The sequence below is a fragment of the Microbulbifer sp. MKSA007 genome (assembly GCA_032615215.1).
GTDB lineage: Bacteria > Pseudomonadota > Gammaproteobacteria > Pseudomonadales > Cellvibrionaceae > Microbulbifer.
Window position 1 is genome coordinate 2,773,788 of record CP128433.1, and the last position, 19,005, is coordinate 2,792,792.

Annotated in this window: 18 protein-coding genes and 2 pseudogenes; 11 read left to right on the forward strand and 9 right to left on the reverse strand. The window is 48.8% G+C overall.

All coding sequences use genetic code 11. From position 1 onward, the window contains the following. Window position 1: 1 nt before the first annotated feature. Window positions 2–559: a PepSY domain-containing protein gene (locus tag QT397_15195; GenBank protein WNZ54240.1), complete on the forward strand. Its 558-nt coding sequence runs from the start codon at window positions 2–4 to the stop codon at window positions 557–559. A gap of 141 nt (window positions 560–700) precedes the next feature. On the opposite strand, the gene QT397_15200 is transcribed toward QT397_15195, so the two are convergent. Next, window positions 701–1,342 carry a CatA-like O-acetyltransferase gene (locus QT397_15200; GenBank protein ID WNZ54241.1) on the reverse strand — a complete coding sequence of 214 codons (642 nt, stop codon included), beginning with the start codon at window positions 1,340–1,342 and terminating at the stop codon, window positions 701–703. A 506-nt stretch (window positions 1,343–1,848) separates the two neighbouring features. Here QT397_15200 and QT397_15205 point away from each other — a divergent pair. Together QT397_15205 and QT397_15210 are read left to right on the forward strand one after the other, a co-directional pair. After that, a pseudogene (locus tag QT397_15205) lies at window positions 1,849–2,828 on the forward strand (IS5 family transposase). Window positions 2,829–3,202: 374 nt separating this feature from the next. Beyond that, window positions 3,203–3,487, forward strand: coding sequence for a hypothetical protein (locus tag QT397_15210; GenBank protein ID WNZ54242.1), 285 nt, complete (start codon window positions 3,203–3,205; stop codon window positions 3,485–3,487). Window positions 3,488–3,935: 448 nt separating this feature from the next. On the opposite strand, the gene QT397_15215 is transcribed toward QT397_15210, so the two are convergent. From QT397_15215 to QT397_15250, 8 genes are all read right to left on the reverse strand, one after another. Then, complete coding sequence (locus QT397_15215) at window positions 3,936–4,745, reverse strand: MipA/OmpV family protein (GenBank protein ID WNZ54243.1); 810 nt, start codon at window positions 4,743–4,745, stop codon at window positions 3,936–3,938. Between the two features lie 184 nt (window positions 4,746–4,929). Continuing rightward, complete coding sequence (locus tag QT397_15220; GenBank protein WNZ54244.1) at window positions 4,930–5,280, reverse strand: hypothetical protein; 351 nt, start codon at window positions 5,278–5,280, stop codon at window positions 4,930–4,932. A gap of 67 nt (window positions 5,281–5,347) precedes the next feature. Further along, a complete protein-coding gene (locus QT397_15225; GenBank protein ID WNZ54245.1) occupies window positions 5,348–5,794 on the reverse strand; it encodes a hypothetical protein in 447 nt (148 codons plus the stop codon). Then, window positions 5,773–6,081 (reverse strand): hypothetical protein, encoded by a 309-nt coding sequence (locus QT397_15230; GenBank protein WNZ54246.1) that lies wholly within the window; start codon window positions 6,079–6,081, stop codon window positions 5,773–5,775. The genes QT397_15225 and QT397_15230 overlap by 22 nt, the downstream gene beginning before the upstream one ends. After that, a complete protein-coding gene (locus tag QT397_15235; GenBank protein ID WNZ54247.1) occupies window positions 6,068–6,781 on the reverse strand; it encodes a response regulator transcription factor in 714 nt (237 codons plus the stop codon). The genes QT397_15230 and QT397_15235 overlap by 14 nt, the downstream gene beginning before the upstream one ends. 429 nt (window positions 6,782–7,210) lie before the next feature. Further along, window positions 7,211–7,420, reverse strand: coding sequence for a cold-shock protein (locus QT397_15240; protein WNZ54248.1), 210 nt, complete (start codon window positions 7,418–7,420; stop codon window positions 7,211–7,213). A 210-nt stretch (window positions 7,421–7,630) separates the two neighbouring features. Next, window positions 7,631–8,695 carry an NAD(P)/FAD-dependent oxidoreductase gene (locus QT397_15245; protein WNZ54249.1) on the reverse strand — a complete coding sequence of 355 codons (1,065 nt, stop codon included), beginning with the start codon at window positions 8,693–8,695 and terminating at the stop codon, window positions 7,631–7,633. A gap of 157 nt (window positions 8,696–8,852) precedes the next feature. Next, entirely contained in the window at window positions 8,853–9,404 is a 552-nt protein-coding gene (locus QT397_15250) for a MarR family transcriptional regulator (GenBank protein ID WNZ54250.1), read from the reverse strand. Window positions 9,405–9,852: 448 nt separating this feature from the next. Here QT397_15250 and ectA point away from each other — a divergent pair, with 448 nt between their 5' ends. The 8 genes and pseudogenes from ectA to betB all read left to right on the forward strand — a co-directional run bounded on the left by ectA (window position 9,853) and on the right by betB (window position 19,000). Then, on the forward strand, window positions 9,853–10,362 hold the full coding sequence (gene ectA, locus QT397_15255) for a diaminobutyrate acetyltransferase (GenBank protein WNZ54251.1): 510 nt from the start codon (window positions 9,853–9,855) through the stop codon (window positions 10,360–10,362). A gap of 11 nt (window positions 10,363–10,373) precedes the next feature. Then, window positions 10,374–11,669, forward strand: a complete 1,296-nt coding sequence (gene ectB, locus QT397_15260; protein WNZ54252.1) for a diaminobutyrate--2-oxoglutarate transaminase — start codon at window positions 10,374–10,376, stop codon at window positions 11,667–11,669. Window positions 11,670–11,780: 111 nt separating this feature from the next. Beyond that, window positions 11,781–12,184: pseudogene (locus QT397_15265) on the forward strand (ectoine synthase). 24 nt (window positions 12,185–12,208) lie between these two features. After that, a complete protein-coding gene (gene thpD / locus QT397_15270; GenBank protein ID WNZ54253.1) occupies window positions 12,209–13,126 on the forward strand; it encodes an ectoine hydroxylase in 918 nt (305 codons plus the stop codon). A 62-nt stretch (window positions 13,127–13,188) separates the two neighbouring features. Continuing rightward, window positions 13,189–14,619 (forward strand): aspartate kinase, encoded by a 1,431-nt coding sequence (locus QT397_15275; protein WNZ54254.1) that lies wholly within the window; start codon window positions 13,189–13,191, stop codon window positions 14,617–14,619. Further along, entirely contained in the window at window positions 14,604–15,521 is a 918-nt protein-coding gene (locus QT397_15280; GenBank protein WNZ54255.1) for a tetratricopeptide repeat protein, read from the forward strand. The genes QT397_15275 and QT397_15280 overlap by 16 nt, the downstream gene beginning before the upstream one ends. Before the next feature lie 67 nt (window positions 15,522–15,588). Continuing rightward, the gene (locus tag QT397_15285) at window positions 15,589–17,007 is read left to right on the forward strand and encodes a sodium/proline symporter (protein WNZ54256.1); all 1,419 of its coding nucleotides are present in this window, start codon (window positions 15,589–15,591) and stop codon (window positions 17,005–17,007) included. 529 nt (window positions 17,008–17,536) lie between these two features. Then, a complete protein-coding gene (gene betB / locus QT397_15290) occupies window positions 17,537–19,000 on the forward strand; it encodes a betaine-aldehyde dehydrogenase (protein ID WNZ54257.1) in 1,464 nt (487 codons plus the stop codon). Window positions 19,001–19,005: the final 5 nt, after the last annotated feature.

A 19,005-nucleotide genomic window follows, 5' to 3' on the forward strand; every position in this document is an offset into this window, starting at 1 on the left:
TATGAAATCCAGATACCGTTTACTGTGGATCAAGCTCCACACCTATTTTTCCTGCTTTTTTCTACCCATTGCCATTTTGTATATCGCCACGGGCGTGCTCTACCTATTTGATATAGAGGGGGGCGTCGACGAACAATTTGAGTACACAGTTTCTCTACCCAAGGGCTTACCCAGCAATGAGCAAGAGACCCTAGATACTATATCTCCGTTTGTTCAGCCCACAGAAGTATCATTGCCGGCAGATTTCTATTTGGAGGATGAGTGGATTGGCTGGTATGGCTACAAACGCCAAGTCTATTTGGAGCCTAGCCAGGATAAGCAATCAGCGATACTTCATGTAAAAGAACATGATCTATGGCATCAATTTCTGCTGATTCATAAAGGTCATGCTGGCCCCCTCTTCTGGTTCTCATCCATTATGCTTGGTGCGAGCCTGCTATTTAGCTTGATTAGTGGATTAGTGGTTGCTTTTGCGGTGCCAAAATTCAGGAAGACTTCTATACAATTTACTTCTCTCGGGCTTATTGCACTGGTAATTGCCTTTTTTATTGGGGGCTGAAGTTTCACCATTTGAGGGAGTTCTAGCTAGGGAGCCTCTGAGCAGCTATATGCATCTCTATAGCTCTTCAAGGTACACATTATGCGACTTTAAGAGCGGGTTCACGAAATTACCCAGAGCCCCTAGCTCCAGCTTAAAACTTTAAGCCAGTTGACAAATCTTATCCTCCAACTGCTGTTTAAATTGATAAAGATGGATGCCATCCAGAAAGCAGTGATTAACTTCAATATACATCGAAGTGACAAGGCGGCCCTCCTGGCGATGGTATTTACCCCAGAAAATAAAAGGTATTCCTGGATCACAACCTTCTTTCTGTACAGGCTTTACCTGTAGACCAGAGAAGTCGCCCCAGGGGTAGCAGCTGATATTCAAGATATCATGGCGGCTGATGAAATTTTCTACGGGGAGGTACTCAGATTGTGCCTGTGAAAGTTCCCTTGCCTTGTGGACGAACTCTGTCAGATTCGTTTCCATTCTTGCCATAACGAGTTTGAATAACTCATTATCCCCTAAATCAGAAAATAACGGGTGCAGCATGTCATGCTCAATGGGCTGGCCATTGACGATACGATGCCTGAAACCCGCTATTTCATTTCCCACCTGCGTGACAAGAAAAATAAGGCTGTAATAAAAAGGGAGTGTATTCTTTTTACAGAAAGATACCAGATTTGTCACATCGACCGGCTGGGTTAAGCCTATCCGAGTTGACCCTGCACTGCTCATAAAAAATTCAAAGTGGGCCTTTCTATTCCAGCGTTCGATATCAATAGGAGTCATGGACATATGAATATCGAGCCTTCAATGGATATTCATAGTTTAGGGTAGATTATAAGCAGCATCGGTGTTGCTAGTAGCTTTTATCTAGTTAGGACACCTGGAATATATTTAGAGGCATTAGCTACCATGTTGTAATCGCCATATCAAAACGCTCTTCCCTTCAGGCTAATACCATTTTAGCAACGCTACCATATACCTCTTTCGCCCCTGCTAGGGCACTAAAATAGGTCCCAACAACAGACTGTGCCACCCCATAAACAGCGATCAACTGTGCATAATTTGCAAAAGTGATGTTCCTGCTTATAAGTTTTAAGAAGGATACGACTCTCTATAATAACTTCCAGTTTCTACAGCGAAATATCATCTAGATAACCAGGACTATTAACTATGACTACCAAATACGAAAATGCCGTTTTGGATGATCAAGCATTGATCGAGGGACTTAAGGAACCTCTGAATAATTCTGAGTCAATTTGGTAATATTCACCTACCCATCAAGACTACGATGAATCATGCACCAAGTCACCTTTGCCGAAGCAGAATATAAGCTAAAGCGTCGTATAACTCGCCGAGAGAAGTTTCTTTCTCAAATGGAAACCCTCGTCCCATGGCAGCGACTAGAAGCTCAGATCACTCCTTGTTACCCACAAGGTAAACGTGGCCGACAGCCATATCCATTGAGTGTCATGCTTCGTATTCAATGCATGCAGCTATTTTACAATCTCAGTGATCCCGCTATGGAAGATGCACTGTATGAAATTGAATCCATGCGTAGTTTTGCTGGATTGACTTTGAGTAGCCCAATTCCCGATGAAACAACGATTCTTAACTTTCGCCACTTACTGGAGCTCAATCAGCTAGGTGCAGCTCTTTTTGATGAAATCAACAAACACCTTGCTGAGAATGGGATGGTACTGCGTGAAGGCACGATTGTAGATGCCACTATTATCTCTGCGCCAACTTCAACTAAGAATGAAAAGAAAGAACGTGACCCGGAAATGCATCAAACAAAGAAAGGCAATCAGTGGCATTTTGGGATGAAAATGCATATCGGGGTTGATGATGTGCTCGGAGTAATACATAGCATAGATACAACAGCAGCGAATTCGCATGATGTCACAACCACAGAGCGAGTTCTCCACGGGGAGGAGAAAAGAATCTGGGGAGACTCTGGGTACATTGGTGCGGAGAAACGTGAAGAGTTGAAAGAGCGGGAGGCGGATTGGTATATAGCAATGAAGCCGAGCAAGCTAAAAACTCTTCCAGGGCGTGATGCACTCCGTAAAGCGGAAAAGATCAAGGCGCAGATAAGAGCGAAGGTCGAGCACCCCTTCCGCTACATCAAACGGGTATTTGGTTATGACAAGGTCCGCTATCGGGGACTGGTAAAAAATACTGAGAGGCTGTGCTTACTGGCAGGCTTTACCAACTTATTAATAGGGAGAAAATACTTGGCTGCCTAGGGGTGGTTCGCCTGAAACCCACCTATTGAGGGTTTCAGATGAAAAATTAGGGGACTATTACGCGAAAATTACGCGTTTGTGCGTAATAAAGTGAATTTTTCAAGCAGCTCAGCTTAATTCTGGAAAAATGCTTCGTTGATCAGAGGATCCTTAAGTCTATCAACCCGGTATGGGGAGATCTAGCTGTACGAGTCGCGGGTGAAGTATGGGGAAAGCCACTTCTAGATCAAAAAACCAAAGCACTAATCACTATCGCTATTGACCAAATGGCGCTCAAACAAGGGGCAACGTATGAAGAGATTGAGGAATTGATTGTTTTTGCCTCAATGTATACGGGCTTCAATAAAGGGGCTACCACCATGGGCGGACTGAATAAGCTTCGCCATGATCGAGGAGATATCTAATGGGGATCCCCGGACTTAAAAAAGTAGATCATATAGGATTAACCGTCCCCGATGTTGAATTGGCCGTTGAGCTCTTTAGTACACACTTTGGCTTTGAGTTGGCTTATACGTTTGGGCCATTTGCCTCAGGCGATACCTGGATGACGGATCACCTTAATGTAAATCCTCGTGTAGAGATCAAGCAAATTGCTGTTATGAATGCTAACAGCATCAATCTAGAAATATTCGAGTATGCCGACAACATAGATCGAAATAAGGGGGCATCATTTAGCATTCTATGTTGAAGATATTGATGCTGCGGTTGAATACCTCAAGAAACAGAATATAGAGGTACTCGGTGCTCCTACAGTGATGACTGAAGGGCCAACTGAAGGAGAGACCTGGGTATATTTCGTGGCCCTTGGGGCAAGCTAGTTCCTATTTTGACTGACTACCGCGCATCTTCATCGGCAGAAAACCAGACTATCAATGCACTCTACTTACCTACGGATAACCTGGCTCCCAAAGTACGTGTTGTTATTGATTTCCTTAAGGAGAAATACGGTAGTCCCTGCTATTGGGATGCTAAATAGAGAGGCCTTCTTGCTATGACTCGGTGGGTATCGTGTACATTGTACTGCAAACAGGTTTTGGTTACAGGCAGGGGCTCTTGCCTCGGCCTGTAACTTCTACTTGGTATTGATAAGCCGGCTAGTCTAAATAATCTACACTCATCAAATATCGTAAGAAGAGTTAAAATTTATAACTCACCATTAATGACGTACGTCTTGAGCTATCAGTGTCCACGATTGGGCTATTACTAATCTCATCGCCATACCAGGTTTGATATACGCCCCCCATAAGAATAAGGTTTGGGCTAATGTTGTATCCCACTTGTATACCTAACCGGGTAATGATATCTGCATTTGCTTCATACGCTGCCCTATCTTGAGTTACTTCATTTAGGTCCACGCCATAGTAGTAATCCAACGCACTATCACTTTGCCAGCTAATAGTGAAGTCGGGTTTGATGATCCACTTTTGGTGCTTGTAAGGCAGACTATATCCAGCCGATAGACTGTATCCGTCGTGGGTATCACTGATATCTTGTGAGATGCCAACCTTCCAAAGGCCTACAGGGCTTTTATAGTTCATTGATAAGTTGGCAAGAATCGCCAGGTCAAGCTCTTCCATATCGCTGAGCTTTTCACTGTCCCCTCTGTCTCTATCACCAGCGAAGTCGCCGCCAATACCAAGCTTCACTCGAAGTTTATCGTCGTGGTACAGATCAGCACCCAACTCAAAACCCTGAAAGTAAAAACGCTTGTAGCGGGCTGAGATCAGTGGAAATATGTTATTTTGGTCCTCTCCATCAACGTAGATTGACTCAACGCTAAAGGTCCCAATACCTACAGAAAGTGCCGTCTCATCCTGCCTTGGCGGCTTCTGGGTAACTTCATCTGCAAAAGCTAGGCTGGATAATGCCGAACCCACCAGCGCGGTGCACATACTCAAAGTTAATGGCAGAGAACTCTTATGGTTTTGATCTCGCAAACTAGACATATTGAATCCCAATTTGAACTGGTTGAAGTTCCGTTATTTCTGGAGTGGATTCTATGCCGGTAAAGGTAAACGCCAGGTAAATAAACTCATGCCCAGGCCAGGTTAACGGTTAAGTATTGTTCATTTTTCTTGTAAGAAAAGATCCATTGCTGCTGATCGGCCACTTGCTTCAGAATATGAAGACCTAAACCAAAACCCTGCCCTTCCCCCTGTCAAAATGCACCTGCTGCTCCGGCAGTATGGGGTTCTGAACCCGGATTCCATTTGCATCAAAATCAATATCGATACTTCCCTCAAGGGTATGCTCAAAGGCATTTCTGAGCAGATTGGTTATAGCGATATCCAATAGCACTTGTACTTGCTTCAAGTTGACCGAACTATCCGAATTGAGATGAACTTGTACATCTCGCTGACCCAAGAGGTATTTGAGCTGCTCAACTCGAGTTTGAATCATATTACTGAAATCAAATTCTGTTGATTCCAGATTTACCTTGCTTTGAGATAGCAGTAGAAGTGCTTGTGTTAGCTGGGTCATCTGCTCATAGGAGCGCTCAATCTGCTCCAGTTGAGTATCGATTGGCTTGCCTTTTTTTGCCTTACCTTCACCACGTGCAAGGCACTGCCAATGGTTGCCAAGGGGTTCTCAATTCATGGCTCGCATTCTGTAGAAATTGCCTTTCCTGCTCTTGATGATTCCATACCTGCTGTAGCGACTCTTGCAGTACTCGTCCTACACGACCAAATTCATCCTTCCTTTGCTTTAAAGATTCCGGGATCGGAGTCAGCTTATGCCGGCTCTTTTGCGCAAATTTCTCCAGGTCTTTTAATGGCGATATCACTTGTCTTGCAAGAATAAGAGGCACACTTAATGCTAAAGTAAGGGCTAGTAAGATACCGATAAGAACTTCAATTTCTACCTTTTTGTACTTGCTGGGTATTGCAGCTTCTTCTATTTCTAGCACGTAGTAAGTTGTCTTAAGTGCGCTTTCAGCATAAGGCATAATTGCTAAATAGTAGCGATCATCAATTAAGTCTTTGCTAAAGTGCACCCTTTTTCTTCGCCATCAGCTTCCTCTAACACGCGCTTTGCCGTATTTGGCAGTGAACTGTACTCATCATATGTTTGTAACTGGGCAAAAAAAGGGTCATCAATAACCCCTCCGGCCTCAATGATACGTTTTTCAGCTACAGATATCAGTGTCGCACCTAAAGCGTGCTTAACCATTTTCACTTTGGATCTCTCGACGACAACTGCACTGCACGCCACAATTGCGGCAAGAATCCAAATATAGTGAAAGAAAAATTTTCTGCGAATGGAGCGATCAAAGGCTTTCATCACGCTTCCCCAGGATAACGCCCTTCCCTCTGATCGTGTGCAGTAGTGGAAAACTGAACCCCTTATCAATTCCCTGCCGCAACCGATACAGATGTACTTTGATTACGTCGGATTCGGGGGAAAGAAACTGCCATAAATGCTGTTCAATTTTTTCTTTAGTAACCAGCTTTGGACTCTGTTGCATCAAAAACACGAGCAATTCCCAACAGATTGGGGGCAGATTTATAGATTTCCCCTGCCTGGTGACTTCATGGGTCTCTAAATTAACTTCCAGGTCCTCAACTTTATACCGGGTTTGGGTAACGCGTCGTTTTATTGATAGAGACCGAATCCGTGCGACCAGCTCAAGCATTTCGAAGGGTTTAACCAGGTAGTCATCCCCTCCAGATTGGAAACCGGCGAGTTTATCGTCCAATTGGTCCAGCGCGGTCAGCATCAATATTGGTGTCGAGCTTCCTGCATTGCGCAACTTAGAGCTCACTTCGAAACCACTTCTACCCGGCATCATGACATCAAGTACGATCACATCGAAGTCATGCTTTAAGGCCAGCTCAGTGGCCATTATCCCATTATCGGCGTAGTCACATCGAATATTGTACTCTTCGAGGCTCTCGATAATATTGGCCGCCAGTGCGTGATTGTCTTCAGCTAAGAGTACCAATAATGGCGTTTTGCAGTCAGGCCCCATTGATCTAGTCACTCAAAAGTTCTTGATAGACCTGGAATAATAAAAGCCACTGGGTAAACGGAAAGTAAATAAGTGTAAGATTGCCCACTTACTGATCACCTATGGGAAGCTTGCCTGTGACAGCTACTGCCATATCTAAAAATGTCGGGGCCATCGCGCTTGACAAGAAATGACCCTATCAAATCTTCATAGGCTCTTGCAAAAAGTTGCCCTCTGGCGACCCTTATTGGTACTACACCCTTCATTTGGATTGAGTTGATCCAGGTAGATCTGTCGTCGAGTTAAGAAAGCTGGGAGGGATTCGAAAATGCGTGATAGACCTAAAAAGCTCGGCTGTCACTACAAAGAAAGAGAGGTTGTACCAAGGGGGATACCTCCCCAGCACTTGCCTGGCTGGGGAAGTGGACGGTCTCGCCCCTTATTGGGGGCGAAGCCTAAAGTTTACAGGCAGACAATGTTTTCTGCTTGTGGGCCTTTAGCGCCCTGAGTCACGGTAAACTCTACCTTCTGGCCTTCGGCCAAGGTTTTAAAACCGCCACCGGAAATTGCGCTGAAGTGAGCAAAAACGTCGGGACCGGATTCCTGGGCGATGAAGCCAAAACCTTTCCCTTCGTCAAACCACTTAACGGTACCAGTAACTGTATTAGACATAATAGATATCCTTGATTGAACAATTGCGCTCCAATTGAATGGAGTTGTGCGGGCAAAAAGTATTATTTTAAACGAGACCGAACGAAGGATTATGACTAAAACTACGAGGTAAACTGCAATAAAAAATGGCTTTTAAACCGGCGGACGAATAGTAGCACTAGCCTGTCACCTATGTCCACTTTTACCTAAATCTACCCCCGACATTGGCACTCAGACCGCCGTCCACTGCCGCATAAAGGCGCGATGAATCGGAGGCACTGAGGCGATGCAATGTGCAGATAGCCACAATGCCGATTTTGCCAAAGGATTACTCGAGGAGATCAGTTTTCTCGCCAGCTCTGTTTTCTTAACCACGGACTCCCCTGCCTCATGCCGGGAGGTAGAGTAGCTATCGACCGCACCGTTAGCGATAGCAGATGCTGCAGCTATGGCGTCGGCCATACCCAGATTCATCCCCTTCCCTCCCACTGGAGAGTGGCAATGGGCTGCGTCTCCAGCCAATAACACCCGGTGCTTTCGGTAAGTTTCTGCCTGTCGGATGGAGATTTTAAAGGCCGCTGTCCTTCGGATGTTGGCGATTTCTATCGGTAGCCTGAGGGTTGCCAGGGCATCTTCGGTTGATGATGCGATGCGAGCGCGGCGCCGTTCGATAGGGAGTACCAAGGTGAACTCACCTTCCCCGCCGTACAGGTCCAGGGCAATCTCTTCCGGATCGAAGTTTCCCCTCAAATCCACATCCGCAATTGACCACTTATTGGGCAAATCAATACCAGGGTACTGTATTTTCAGCTGTTGTCGCACAGCGGACTGTATACCGTCTGCGGCAATCACCCAGTCAAAAGAGGCGCTGGTATTGTCTGAGAAATTAACGGCCGCCTTGTCTGGGGTGGTTGTGATGTTAGTGACTGAGACCCCGTACTCAACTTCGACGCCCCTCTCGGCAAGAGTGTCCCGGAGGATTCCCTCGGTCCGGTTTTGCGGCAACCCCAGAGGCACCCTATCGCGAAACTCATTCCCGCTGTTGTCGATATAAACCAGGGTTCTCTCATCGCGCAATATGTGCATTTTTCTCAGGGGCATTGCCTCTGCAAGAAAGGGGGCTGCGGCGCCCAGCTCCCGAAGAGCATCAATGGTGGCCGGCATAATGCCGACAGCGCGGGAGAGTTCAGAGGGGCTGTTTTTGCGCTCAACAATACGGCACTTCAGCCCCAAGGAAGTGAGGGTGACCGCAGCAGTCAATCCGGTCGGACCGGCACCGATTACGAGGATGTCCATCGAAACAACTTGTAGCCTGAAAGCTCTACCGGTCGACACAGAATGCCTCGATCGCTACAGGGAGCTTGTGCTGCAAGCTTAGACAAATTCCCACTGCTGTAGAGGGGCCTAATACTCCCCAAAAGGGCGCACGACCACTCTTCTGGAATATCGCTAGCTAATTGCTTTTATCTCCGTCGGAGGAATCGGAAGTGTCACTGTAGCCCAGTGCCGTTGCGGGCTTATCCATTGAGGCACCCTGGCGATCCAGAACACCGATATCCAGTACTGGGGAGGCATCGATATGTTGAGCATCCATCATTTGGGCAACGCGCTGTAGTGAAGCAATAATCATGCTTTGCTCCCAGTCTTTTAGATCGCCAAACTGACGAGCAAACTGGTCCTGAAGCGGGATGGGGGCGTCGCGCAGCGTTTCAGTGGCCTCCTCTGTGAGGTAGGCGTGTACCTTGCGTTTATCGGTTTGGGAGCGCTGGCGATAGACAAACCCTCTCTTCTCCAGGCGATCCAAGATGTTGGTTACTGTTGCCTGGCTCAGACTAACCTCATTTGCAAGTTCGCCAATAGTCACTTCACCCTTATTGCGAATAGCCTGTAGCAACAACACCTGCGGGGCGGTTAAGCCGGTGGTTTTAGCCAGGTGCTTGGAGTGCAGGTCCGTGGCTCTTATTACCCGCCGCAGGGCCACTAGCACTTGTTCGATACTGTTCAAAGTTACCTCTCAATCATGGAGTCAGGGTGATTGCCGGAATTATATCGCCCTGCCCCTCAATCACTAAGCGCTTATAACCCGACTGCGAAACATCACCCCCACAAGAGCTCCAGACTTCACCACAAAACTGTCTGTTTTATGCCCAGTCGATCGCTCAGCCGATATGCCAAAAGAAAAATTTATAGACCTCAAAATATTATTTTTACCTGCCTATAGGCTGTATATCCCACATATCCAGGCATTTCTAGGTCAAATATTGTGACTTGATTCGCCTCAAGCATTCTGGACTTTGAATTTAATTTGTGTACGATGTTTAGCGTTCAAAGCATTTTTACTAGTAATCCGGCACAAAAATGCCTCTAAGAAGCTATATTTACGCCATTTGCTCAACACTTGTGCAGGTAAATATTTAGAGGTGAAAAAATATTTAGTCGGTTGGGAAGGTTTTTTGTCTAGCTCAGAAAATATTTTGTTGCGCAGCCCATTGATTGAAGATGGGATGGCCACTTACCGATTGATCAAGCGTTGCCCTCCCCTGGATACAAACTCCAGCTACTGCAACCTCCTCCACTGCAGCCATTTCGCCAACACCTCAGTCGCCGCAGAGGTTGATGGAGAGCTGCTGGGCTTTATTTCCGGGTATATCATCCCCGACCGTACAGACACCCTCTTTGTCTGGCAGGTGGCCGTCGACGAGAAAGCCCGGGGGCTTGGACTGGCCTCCCGGATGATAAGTCACATCCTTGAGCGCCCTCACTGTGGTTCGGTCAGATTTATCGAGACCACCATTACAGAACACAACCTGCCCTCTTGGGCGCTCTTCCACAGTGTCGCCGATAAATTATCGGTCGATCTTCACTCCTCACCCTGGATGGACTCTCAAGCCCACTTTGATGGGCTGCACGACTCCGAAACCCTTGTCCGCATCGGGCCTTTCGCCCTCGAAGAAACACCATAAAAGAGAAAATCATGAAGATCTTTGATGAGATTGAATCAGAAGTGCAAAGCTATGCCCGCTCCTTTCCGCGAGTCTTCAATCGCGCAAAAGGCGAGCTGATGTGGGATGAGGAGGGAAATCAGTATCTGGATTTCCTGGCGGGTGCCGGCACGCTCAACTACGGGCACAACAACCCTCTGTTCAAGCAGGCACTGCAAGATTACATTGAGGCCGATGGAATTACTCACGGCCTCGATATGCACACCAGGGCCAAGGGTGAATTCCTACAGGCACTGAATGAGAAAATTCTCAAACCACGGAATATGGAGTACGTGGTGCAGTTTACCGGTCCGACAGGGACGAATGCGGTAGAGGCTGCGATGAAAATTGCCCGCAATGTAACCGGGCAGCAGAACATCGTCACCTTTACCAACGGTTTCCATGGCGTAAGCCTTGGCTCGCTGGCTGCCACCGGCAACTCGCATCACAGGGATGCTGCCGGTGTCAGCCTCAATGGTACACACCGCATGCCCTTTGACGACTACCTGGGCAAAAATATCGATACCACCGAATACCTCGATAAAGTGCTCTCAGATTCCAGCAGCGGCATTAACTCCCCCGCAGCAGTGATTGTTGAGACAGTTCAAGGGGAAGGCGGTATCAATGCGGCCAGTATCGAGTGGCTAAGAAACCTTCAGTCCGTCTGTAAAAAACACGGCTTACTTTTTATTGTCGATGATATCCAGGCTGGCTGCGGCCGCACGGGCAACTTTTTCAGCTTTGAAGAGGCCGGTATCGAACCCGATATCATTACGCTATCCAAATCCCTCAGCGGCTATGGGCTGCCATTTGCGCTGGTGCTAATGAAACCAGAACTGGACCAGTGGAAGCCCGGTGAGCACAACGGCACTTTCCGTGGCAACAATCTGGCTTTTGTAACTGCGAAAGCCGCTATCGATCATTACTGGTCTGACGAAAACTTCTCACGGGAGATTAAACGCAAGGGCAAATACATTTCCGAGCGTTTGAATGAAATTGTCAGCCGATATGGTGAGGGTAACTTCACCACCAAAGGCCGGGGGATGTTTCAGGGTATCGACTGCATCAGCGGCGAACTTGCAGGAAAGATCACTAAACTGGCATTCAAGCAGGGGCTGATTATTGAAACCAGCGGAGCCGATGACCAGATCGTTAAGCTCCTTTGCCCACTGATTATCACTGATCAAAACCTTAAAAAAGGGATCGACATTATTGAATCCGCTATCCGGGAAGTCTGTGCCGGAGAGCGGGATATGCCTGAGGAAAGAGTCTTTTTTGAAGCCTGCTAGACTTTAAGGGCCTCTGAAAAGGTTCACGTAAAAGACCCAACTGTGCAGGCTGCAAACTAAGAATATTGCTGACCAGCCAGACTCGAACACACACGAAACAGCGAAATACCAATGATTGTCAGAAGTTTACAGGAAGCTAAAAAATCCGGCCGCCGGGTTGTTTCACCGGATGGCAACTGGGAGAGCACCCGACTCCTGCTTAAAGATGATGAAATGGGCTTTTCTTTCCATATCACCACTATTTATGCAGATGCTGATTTCCAAATGCACTATCAAAACCATTTGGAAGCGGTTTACTGCATTTCCGGCAGAGGTGAGGTAGAAACTCTTGAGGATGGCAAGAAGCACCCTATCGAACCTGGAACTATCTATATTCTCGATAAGCATGACCGGCACATTTTAAGAGCCTTTGAAGAAATGACTATGGCCTGTGTATTTAACCCCCTTTGAATGGCAAGGAAGTACACAATGCTGAGGGAGCCTACGAACTTGAGGCTGACAAGATTGATGAATAATTAGTCAGTCATAGGGCAGTATCCATGAAGTACCTTCCAGATAGCTCAAGTGTTACCAGGGAAGATTGCTACCCCTCCCGAAAACCGGGCCTTCTGGGTGGTACCAGGGTGCGCAAAGATCCAATTGTGTATGGGGACTGCCAGTCCCTCTCCCCACTGGCACCATCGCAACTCAAGCGCTATGCAGAACAGGGCTTTGTTGTACTGGAGAATATGTTTTCCCAGGCGGAGATTAACCTTTTTACGCAAGAGCTGGCGGAGATTAAACAGCGCAGACACACTGACAAGTCGGAAGAAATTATCACCGAGCCTGAAAGTAACGAAGTGCGCTCAGTCTTTCGTATCCACAAAAGCAGCCAAATTTTTAACCGGCTTTCCAGGGATCAACGGCTATCAAGTATTGCGAAATGTATTTTGGGTGATGAGGTTTATATCCATCAGTCTCGCGCGAACTACAAACCTGGTTTTCGCGGGAAAGATTTTTATTGGCACTCCGATTTTGAAACCTGGCATGTCGAGGACGGCATGCCCCGTATGCGGGCACTCAGCATCTCCATTACCTTAACAGAGAATCATCATTTTAATGGCCCATTGATGCTGATTCCCAAGTCCCACCACCATTACATTGCTTGCGATGGGGAAACACCAAAACGGAACTACCTCAGCTCACTGAAAAAGCAGGAGCTTGGTATTCCCTCAGATAGCCATTTGAGGTCCCTGGTATCCAATGGCGGAATATCAGCTGTTACAGGCAAGCCCGGCAGTATTGTTGTGTTTGACTGTAACTTAATGCATGGCTCCAGCAGCAATATCAGCCCCGACCCGAGGTCTAATTTGTTTTTTGTTTTTAATGCCCTGAGCAACAAGGTGGAGGCTCCGTTTTGCGGCTTGCCTCCCAGGCCGGAATACATCTGTGCGAGGAAATCAATTTCTACTATCTGAAGCAAATCTCAATTCAAAGCACTCACCCAGTTTTTAAGAGAAAGAAGGACCAGTAAGAGACGATGCATACGATAGAAAAGATTGGCGGCACCTCTATGACGGACTACGAAGCGGTCCGGGATAATATTATCAAAGGTGACTCCAAGGGGATCTACAATCGTGTTTTTGTAGTCTCTGCCTACGGCGGTATTACTGACCTGCTTCTAGAACACAAGAAAAGTGGTCAACCAGGGATCTATGCCCTCTTCTCCAGCAGTATTGAGGACGATAGCTGGCTGGTTAAGTTTGACGAACTTCGAGCAGCACTGCGGCAAATCAACGAGCGCCTTTTTGGGCATGGCGATCTTCTCGCGGAAGCGAACCTGTTTTTGGATGAAAGGTTAGAGAGCGCTAAAAAATGCCTGAGAGACCTGCAAAGCCTCTGCCAGCACGGCCACTTCTCCCTCGACGCCCACTTGGGCACGGTAAGGGAGATGTTAGCCAGCCTCGGTGAGGCCCACAGCGCATGGAACACTTCGAAACTGTTGCAGCGGGATGGTGTAAATGCCTGCTTTGTCGATCTGACTGGCTGGCGCACCAACAAGCACATTCCCCTGGATGAGCGTATCCGGGATGCCTTTGCCACCATCGACTTAAGCAAACAGCTGCCTATTGTTACCGGCTATGCCCACAGCGATAAGGGCCTGCTGATCTCGTTTGATCGGGGCTATAGCGAGATGACTTTCAGTCGTCTCGCCGTCCTCACCGGGGCAAAGGAGGCGGTGATTCACAAAGAGTTTCACCTGAGCAGTGCAGACCCCCGCCTGGTGGGAGAGGGAAATGCAGTGCCCATCGGTCGCACCAACTACGATGTGGCCGACCAACTGGCAAACCTGGGGATGGAAGCGATTCACCCCAAAGCCGCCAAGGGGCTGCGCCAACAAAATATCCCTCTCAGGGTGAAAAATACCTTCGAGCCCGAACACGCCGGCACCCTGATTACTGGTGACTACATCAGCGACTCTCCACGAGTGGAAATTATTGCTGGCTGTAAAGGGGTTTACGCCCTGGAGTTGTTTGACCAGGATATGGCGGGCAGCATCCACGATTATGATCGCGAAGTGCTACTGGTGATCAAGCGCTTCAAAGCCCATATTATTTCCAAAAACACTAATGCCAATACCCTTACCCATTTCCTCTCCACCAACTTGAAAACAATCAAGCGGATTCAGGCTGCATTGGAAGAGCATTTTCCCGAAGCCGAACTGAACCAGCGCAAAGTCGCCATAGTTTCAGCCATCGGTAGCGATATGCAAATCCCCGGCGTGCTGGCCAAAGCGGTGCAGTCGATGTCCAAAAGCAATATCCGCGTGCTCGCCATGCACCAGTCCCTGCGTCATGTGGATATGCAGTTCATCGTTAACGAGCCAGACTATGACGCAGCCGTTCGGACACTACACGAGGCACTGGTAGAAATTTACAATCACGGGACGGCGATATGCCTCGCATCCTGAGCCTTTGTGCCCTGCTCTTTTTATTTACTTCCGCCACCTCTATTTCCCAGGAAGCGGAAGAAAAGAAAAAAGACAGTGCGCAAAGCGAGGTCGACACCCTTGAGAAGCCCTTATACACACCCTTCGTCGAGCGCTATATGCTCGACGAAATTAAGCAGCTGCGAATCGATCAGGCTAATGCCAAGCAGGAATTGATTCAGCAAATTGTCGATCGTGAACACAACTCTGTCGATCGAGCCGTAGCCTACGCAACCGATACGGTTACCTACTTTTTCTACTTGATAGCCGCCGCCACTTCAATTTTGGTTTTAGTTGGCTGGCGGTCATTCCAGGACATTAAAGAGCGGGTACACTCTCTGGCCGATGAGGAGATCTCAAAGCTGGTCCAGGAATACGAAAAGCGCTTGGAAGTTATAGAGAAGCAGCTTCAACAGAAAACACAACATATTGAAGAAAACCGCGAGGAAATCGAGCTAACCCAGGAAGTACAGTCCCTGTGGCTGCGCGCTCAACAGGAATCCTCAGTGGCCAATAAAATTGCCATTTACGACGAGATTTTGCGCCTCCGCCACGAGGATGTAGAAGCCCTTACCTATAAAGCTGATGCAGTGCTGGAGCTCAATGAACCCCAGTGGGCCGCCAATCTTTGTCACCAGGCCCTGGGTATTGACCCAGATAACAGCCATGCCTTCTACCAACTGGCTTGCGCCCATACTGCCATGGGTCAATTTGATGAAGCGCTGCGTTATCTGGCGGAAGCCATTAAAAGGCGGGAAAGCTACCGCGATGAAATCCTGGTTGATAGTGCCTTACAGCCTCTAGCGGAAAGTGAAGTATTTGAGGAGCTCGACCAGGTTATTGCCAATACTCCCTCACCGCAAAGCGGCGGCAAGGGGAGCTAGAAATATTCGGATAACCTCTGAAGACCAACCCATAAAATAATACGGGATAAAAATAATAGGATTGCCGATGATCTATTCATTTCTTGGTTTTTTACTTTTGTTCACTCTGGTCGGCCTCTCTTCTGCGATGTTCAGCCGTCAAACCAAAGCTGACTATTACCTTGCCAGCAGTGGCGTCTCCCCTTGGCTGGTGGGGTTGTCTGCCGTAGCAACGAACAATAGCGGTTATATGTTTATCGGGGTTATCGGCTATTCCTACACCACTGGGTTGGCTTCCATCTGGTTGATGGTGGGGTGGATTGCCGGTGATTTTCTGGCCTCCCTCTATGTACACAAGCGATTAAGGACCGCTACCAGTTCAAGTGGTGAAGTCAGCTACGCAGGTGTTCTCAGTAACTGGCACGGACAGAAGTACTCAGCCCTGCAGCGCCTGATCGGCATCATTTCCCTGTTGTTTTTACTAACTTATGCCTCTGCCCAAATGGTTGCCGGCAGCAAAGCCCTGCACGTACTGCTGGATTGGCCCCTGTGGTCCGGTGCTGTAGTAGGAGCTGTGCTTGTATGCCTCTACTGTTTAGCTGGCGGCATCCGCGCGTCCATTTGGACTGATGCGGCCCAATCCATCGTTATGATGGGGGCTATGGCAGCACTCCTAGTTGTCGCCCTTGCCAACTTGGGTGGTATCGCCAGTGCGGCGATACAAATGCAGGCTATCGAAGGTTCTACCCATTGGTTTCCCGAGGGGCTCGCCTTTGCGGGCTGGGGCGGGGTGATACTCTTTGTGATCAGTTGGGGTTTTGCCGGATTGTCTGTGATTGGACAGCCCCACGTAATGGTCCGATTTATGACCCTGAGGGATTCCAGCAAGATGAACCGGGCAAGGGCCTGGTACTATCTGTGGTTTATCCTTTTCTATTGCATGGCTACCGGGGTCGGCCTGCTATCCAGAGTGTTTATTGCCGATACAGGGAGCTTTGATGCGGAGCTTGCTCTTCCCACCATGGCTATGGATTTGTTGCCCCCTGTTTTTGTTGGGCTGATCCTGGCTGGTATCTTTGCCGCAACCATGTCCACCGCAGACTCCCTGCTGCTCAGCTGCTCCGCAGCCATTACCCACGATATTCTTCCGCACAAGATTGAAAAAACCTGGTTTCTCAAGCTTGTCACAGTTGCGATAACCGGCGGCGCATTGCTGTTGGCGCTCGCCAACAGCCAAAGTGTGTTCAGCCTGGTTATTTTCGCTTGGTCGGGACTTGCCAGCGCATTTGGCCCCCTACTCCTGGTATTGTGTTTTGGGGGTAAGCCATCCCAGGCAACCGCTATCGCAGCAGTGATTATCGGCTTTACAGCAGCGATTACCTGGCGGCTACTGGGGTATCACGGCGTGATCTATGAGGGATTGCCGGGTATTGCAGCTGGGTTAGCAGTGCTATATCTGGCCAGCCTGAACCGCCAAACCTCCACTTTACGCGAGGCAAACAGTTAAATTCACTCAACGTAATTCTGGGGAGGTAGAGCCTCCCCACCTGCCAGACCTTCACCAGCTAGAGCCTCCTCCCCCAAAAGCGACAAATCCTATCTCCTGCCGTCCGAAGCCCCGCCTTTCGGGCACCTGACTTGACCCCGAGATAGCCAGGTTGAGCAAAATTCATACAGTGCTTTTTATAGAGTTCAAATGAGATTTTTGGCCCAACCCAGCCCACTTTTAACCCTTGAAAATACGGATTAACTCTGTAGTCGCTGAAAAATAAATCCTCCTACGAATCCGCCAGCTTTGTTGCATTGAGTGCTAACAATTAGAGTTCAAATTAAAAATATGTTATATTTTGTGCCATATCGCCCGACATTTGACCGTCGGGCCGGGGCTGGAGCCTGACGATTTGGCACAAAAGTCTACGTCAGACCAGCCCATTTTTTTGCGATGGCCAATGGGTCACTGGACGGCTATTTACCGCCCTGCCCCATCGCTAACAAATAACCGACTGACCCTCTGTTAAAGCAGTATGGAGAGACAGATGTCACTGGACAAACAACGGAATTTTGTAGACGGCCGCTACCTGGCAAACGAAAGCGGTGAATGTTTTGACGTGTTCAATCCTGCGACCAACGAGGTCAGCTACCAGGTTGAGGTTGCCGACGAGAAGGTACTCGCAGAAACCATCGAGAGCGCCAAGCGCGGTTTTGCCCAGTGGTCAGCGATGATGCCGATTGAGCGCAGTCGCATCCTGCTGAAAGCAGTAGCACTGTTGCGCGAGCGCAACGATGAACTGGCGGCTATCGAAGTGGCTGATACCGGCAAACCCTGGCAGGAAGCCAGCGTTGTGGACGTAGTGACTGGGGCCGACTCTATCGAATTCTTTGCCGGCCTGGCTGCAGGCATTGAAGGCAATCAGCAGCAAGTCGGTGAGGACTTCTACTACACCCGCCGCGAGCCCCTGGGCATCTGCGCCGGAATCGGTGCCTGGAACTACCCCTTACAAATCGCCTGTTGGAAAGCCGCCCCGGCCCTGGCCTGCGGTAACGCCATGATCTTCAAGCCTTCCGAAGAGACCCCCAAAGGCGCTCTGAAGTTGGCAGAAATCTTTATTGAAGCGGGCATGCCCCCGGGTGTCTTCAACGTAATCCAGGGCGATGGCGCCGTGGGTGCCTGGCTGACTAACCACCCGGATATCGCCAAAGTTTCCTTTACCGGCGAAGTGGGTACCGGCAAGAAAGTGATGGCCGCAGCGGCTTCCAACCTGAAAGAAGTCACCATGGAGCTGGGAGGCAAGTCCCCGCTAGTGATCTTTGATGATGCCGACCTGGAGCAAGCCGTTTCTGCTGCCATGCTGGGCAACTTCTACACCCAGGGCGAAATCTGCACCAACGGCACCCGGGTATTTGTACACCGCAGCATTCACGATCAGTTCCTCGCTCGCCTGAAAGAGCGTGTTGAGCAAAATATTATTGCCGGTGATCCGATGAATCCGGACACCAACTTCGGCGCCCTGATTTCTGCCAAGCACCAGCAACTGGTAATGGACTACATCAGCAAGGGTAAAGAGGAAGGCGCGACCCTGTTCTGCGGCGGTCACACCCTTTCACCAGAAAATTCACCTAACGGTTACTTCGTTGCTCCCACCGTATTCACCGACTGTCATGACGATATGACCATCTGCCGCGAAGAGATCTTCGGCCCGGTAATGTCGGTACTGGTCTTTGATGATGAAGACGAAGTGATCCGCCGCGCTAACGATACCCGATTGGGCCTTGCCGCCGGCGTATTTACCCGTGATATCACTCGCGCCCACCGTGTGATCCACCAGATGCAAGCGGGTATCTGCTGGATCAATGCCTACGGCGCTTCCCCGGCAGAAATGCCGGTGGGCGGATACAAGTTATCCGGAATCGGACGCGAAAATGGACTTGCGACCCTGAACCACTATACCCAGCTAAAAGCGGTGTATGTGGGCCTGGCACCACTGGAAAGTCCATTTTAAGCGGT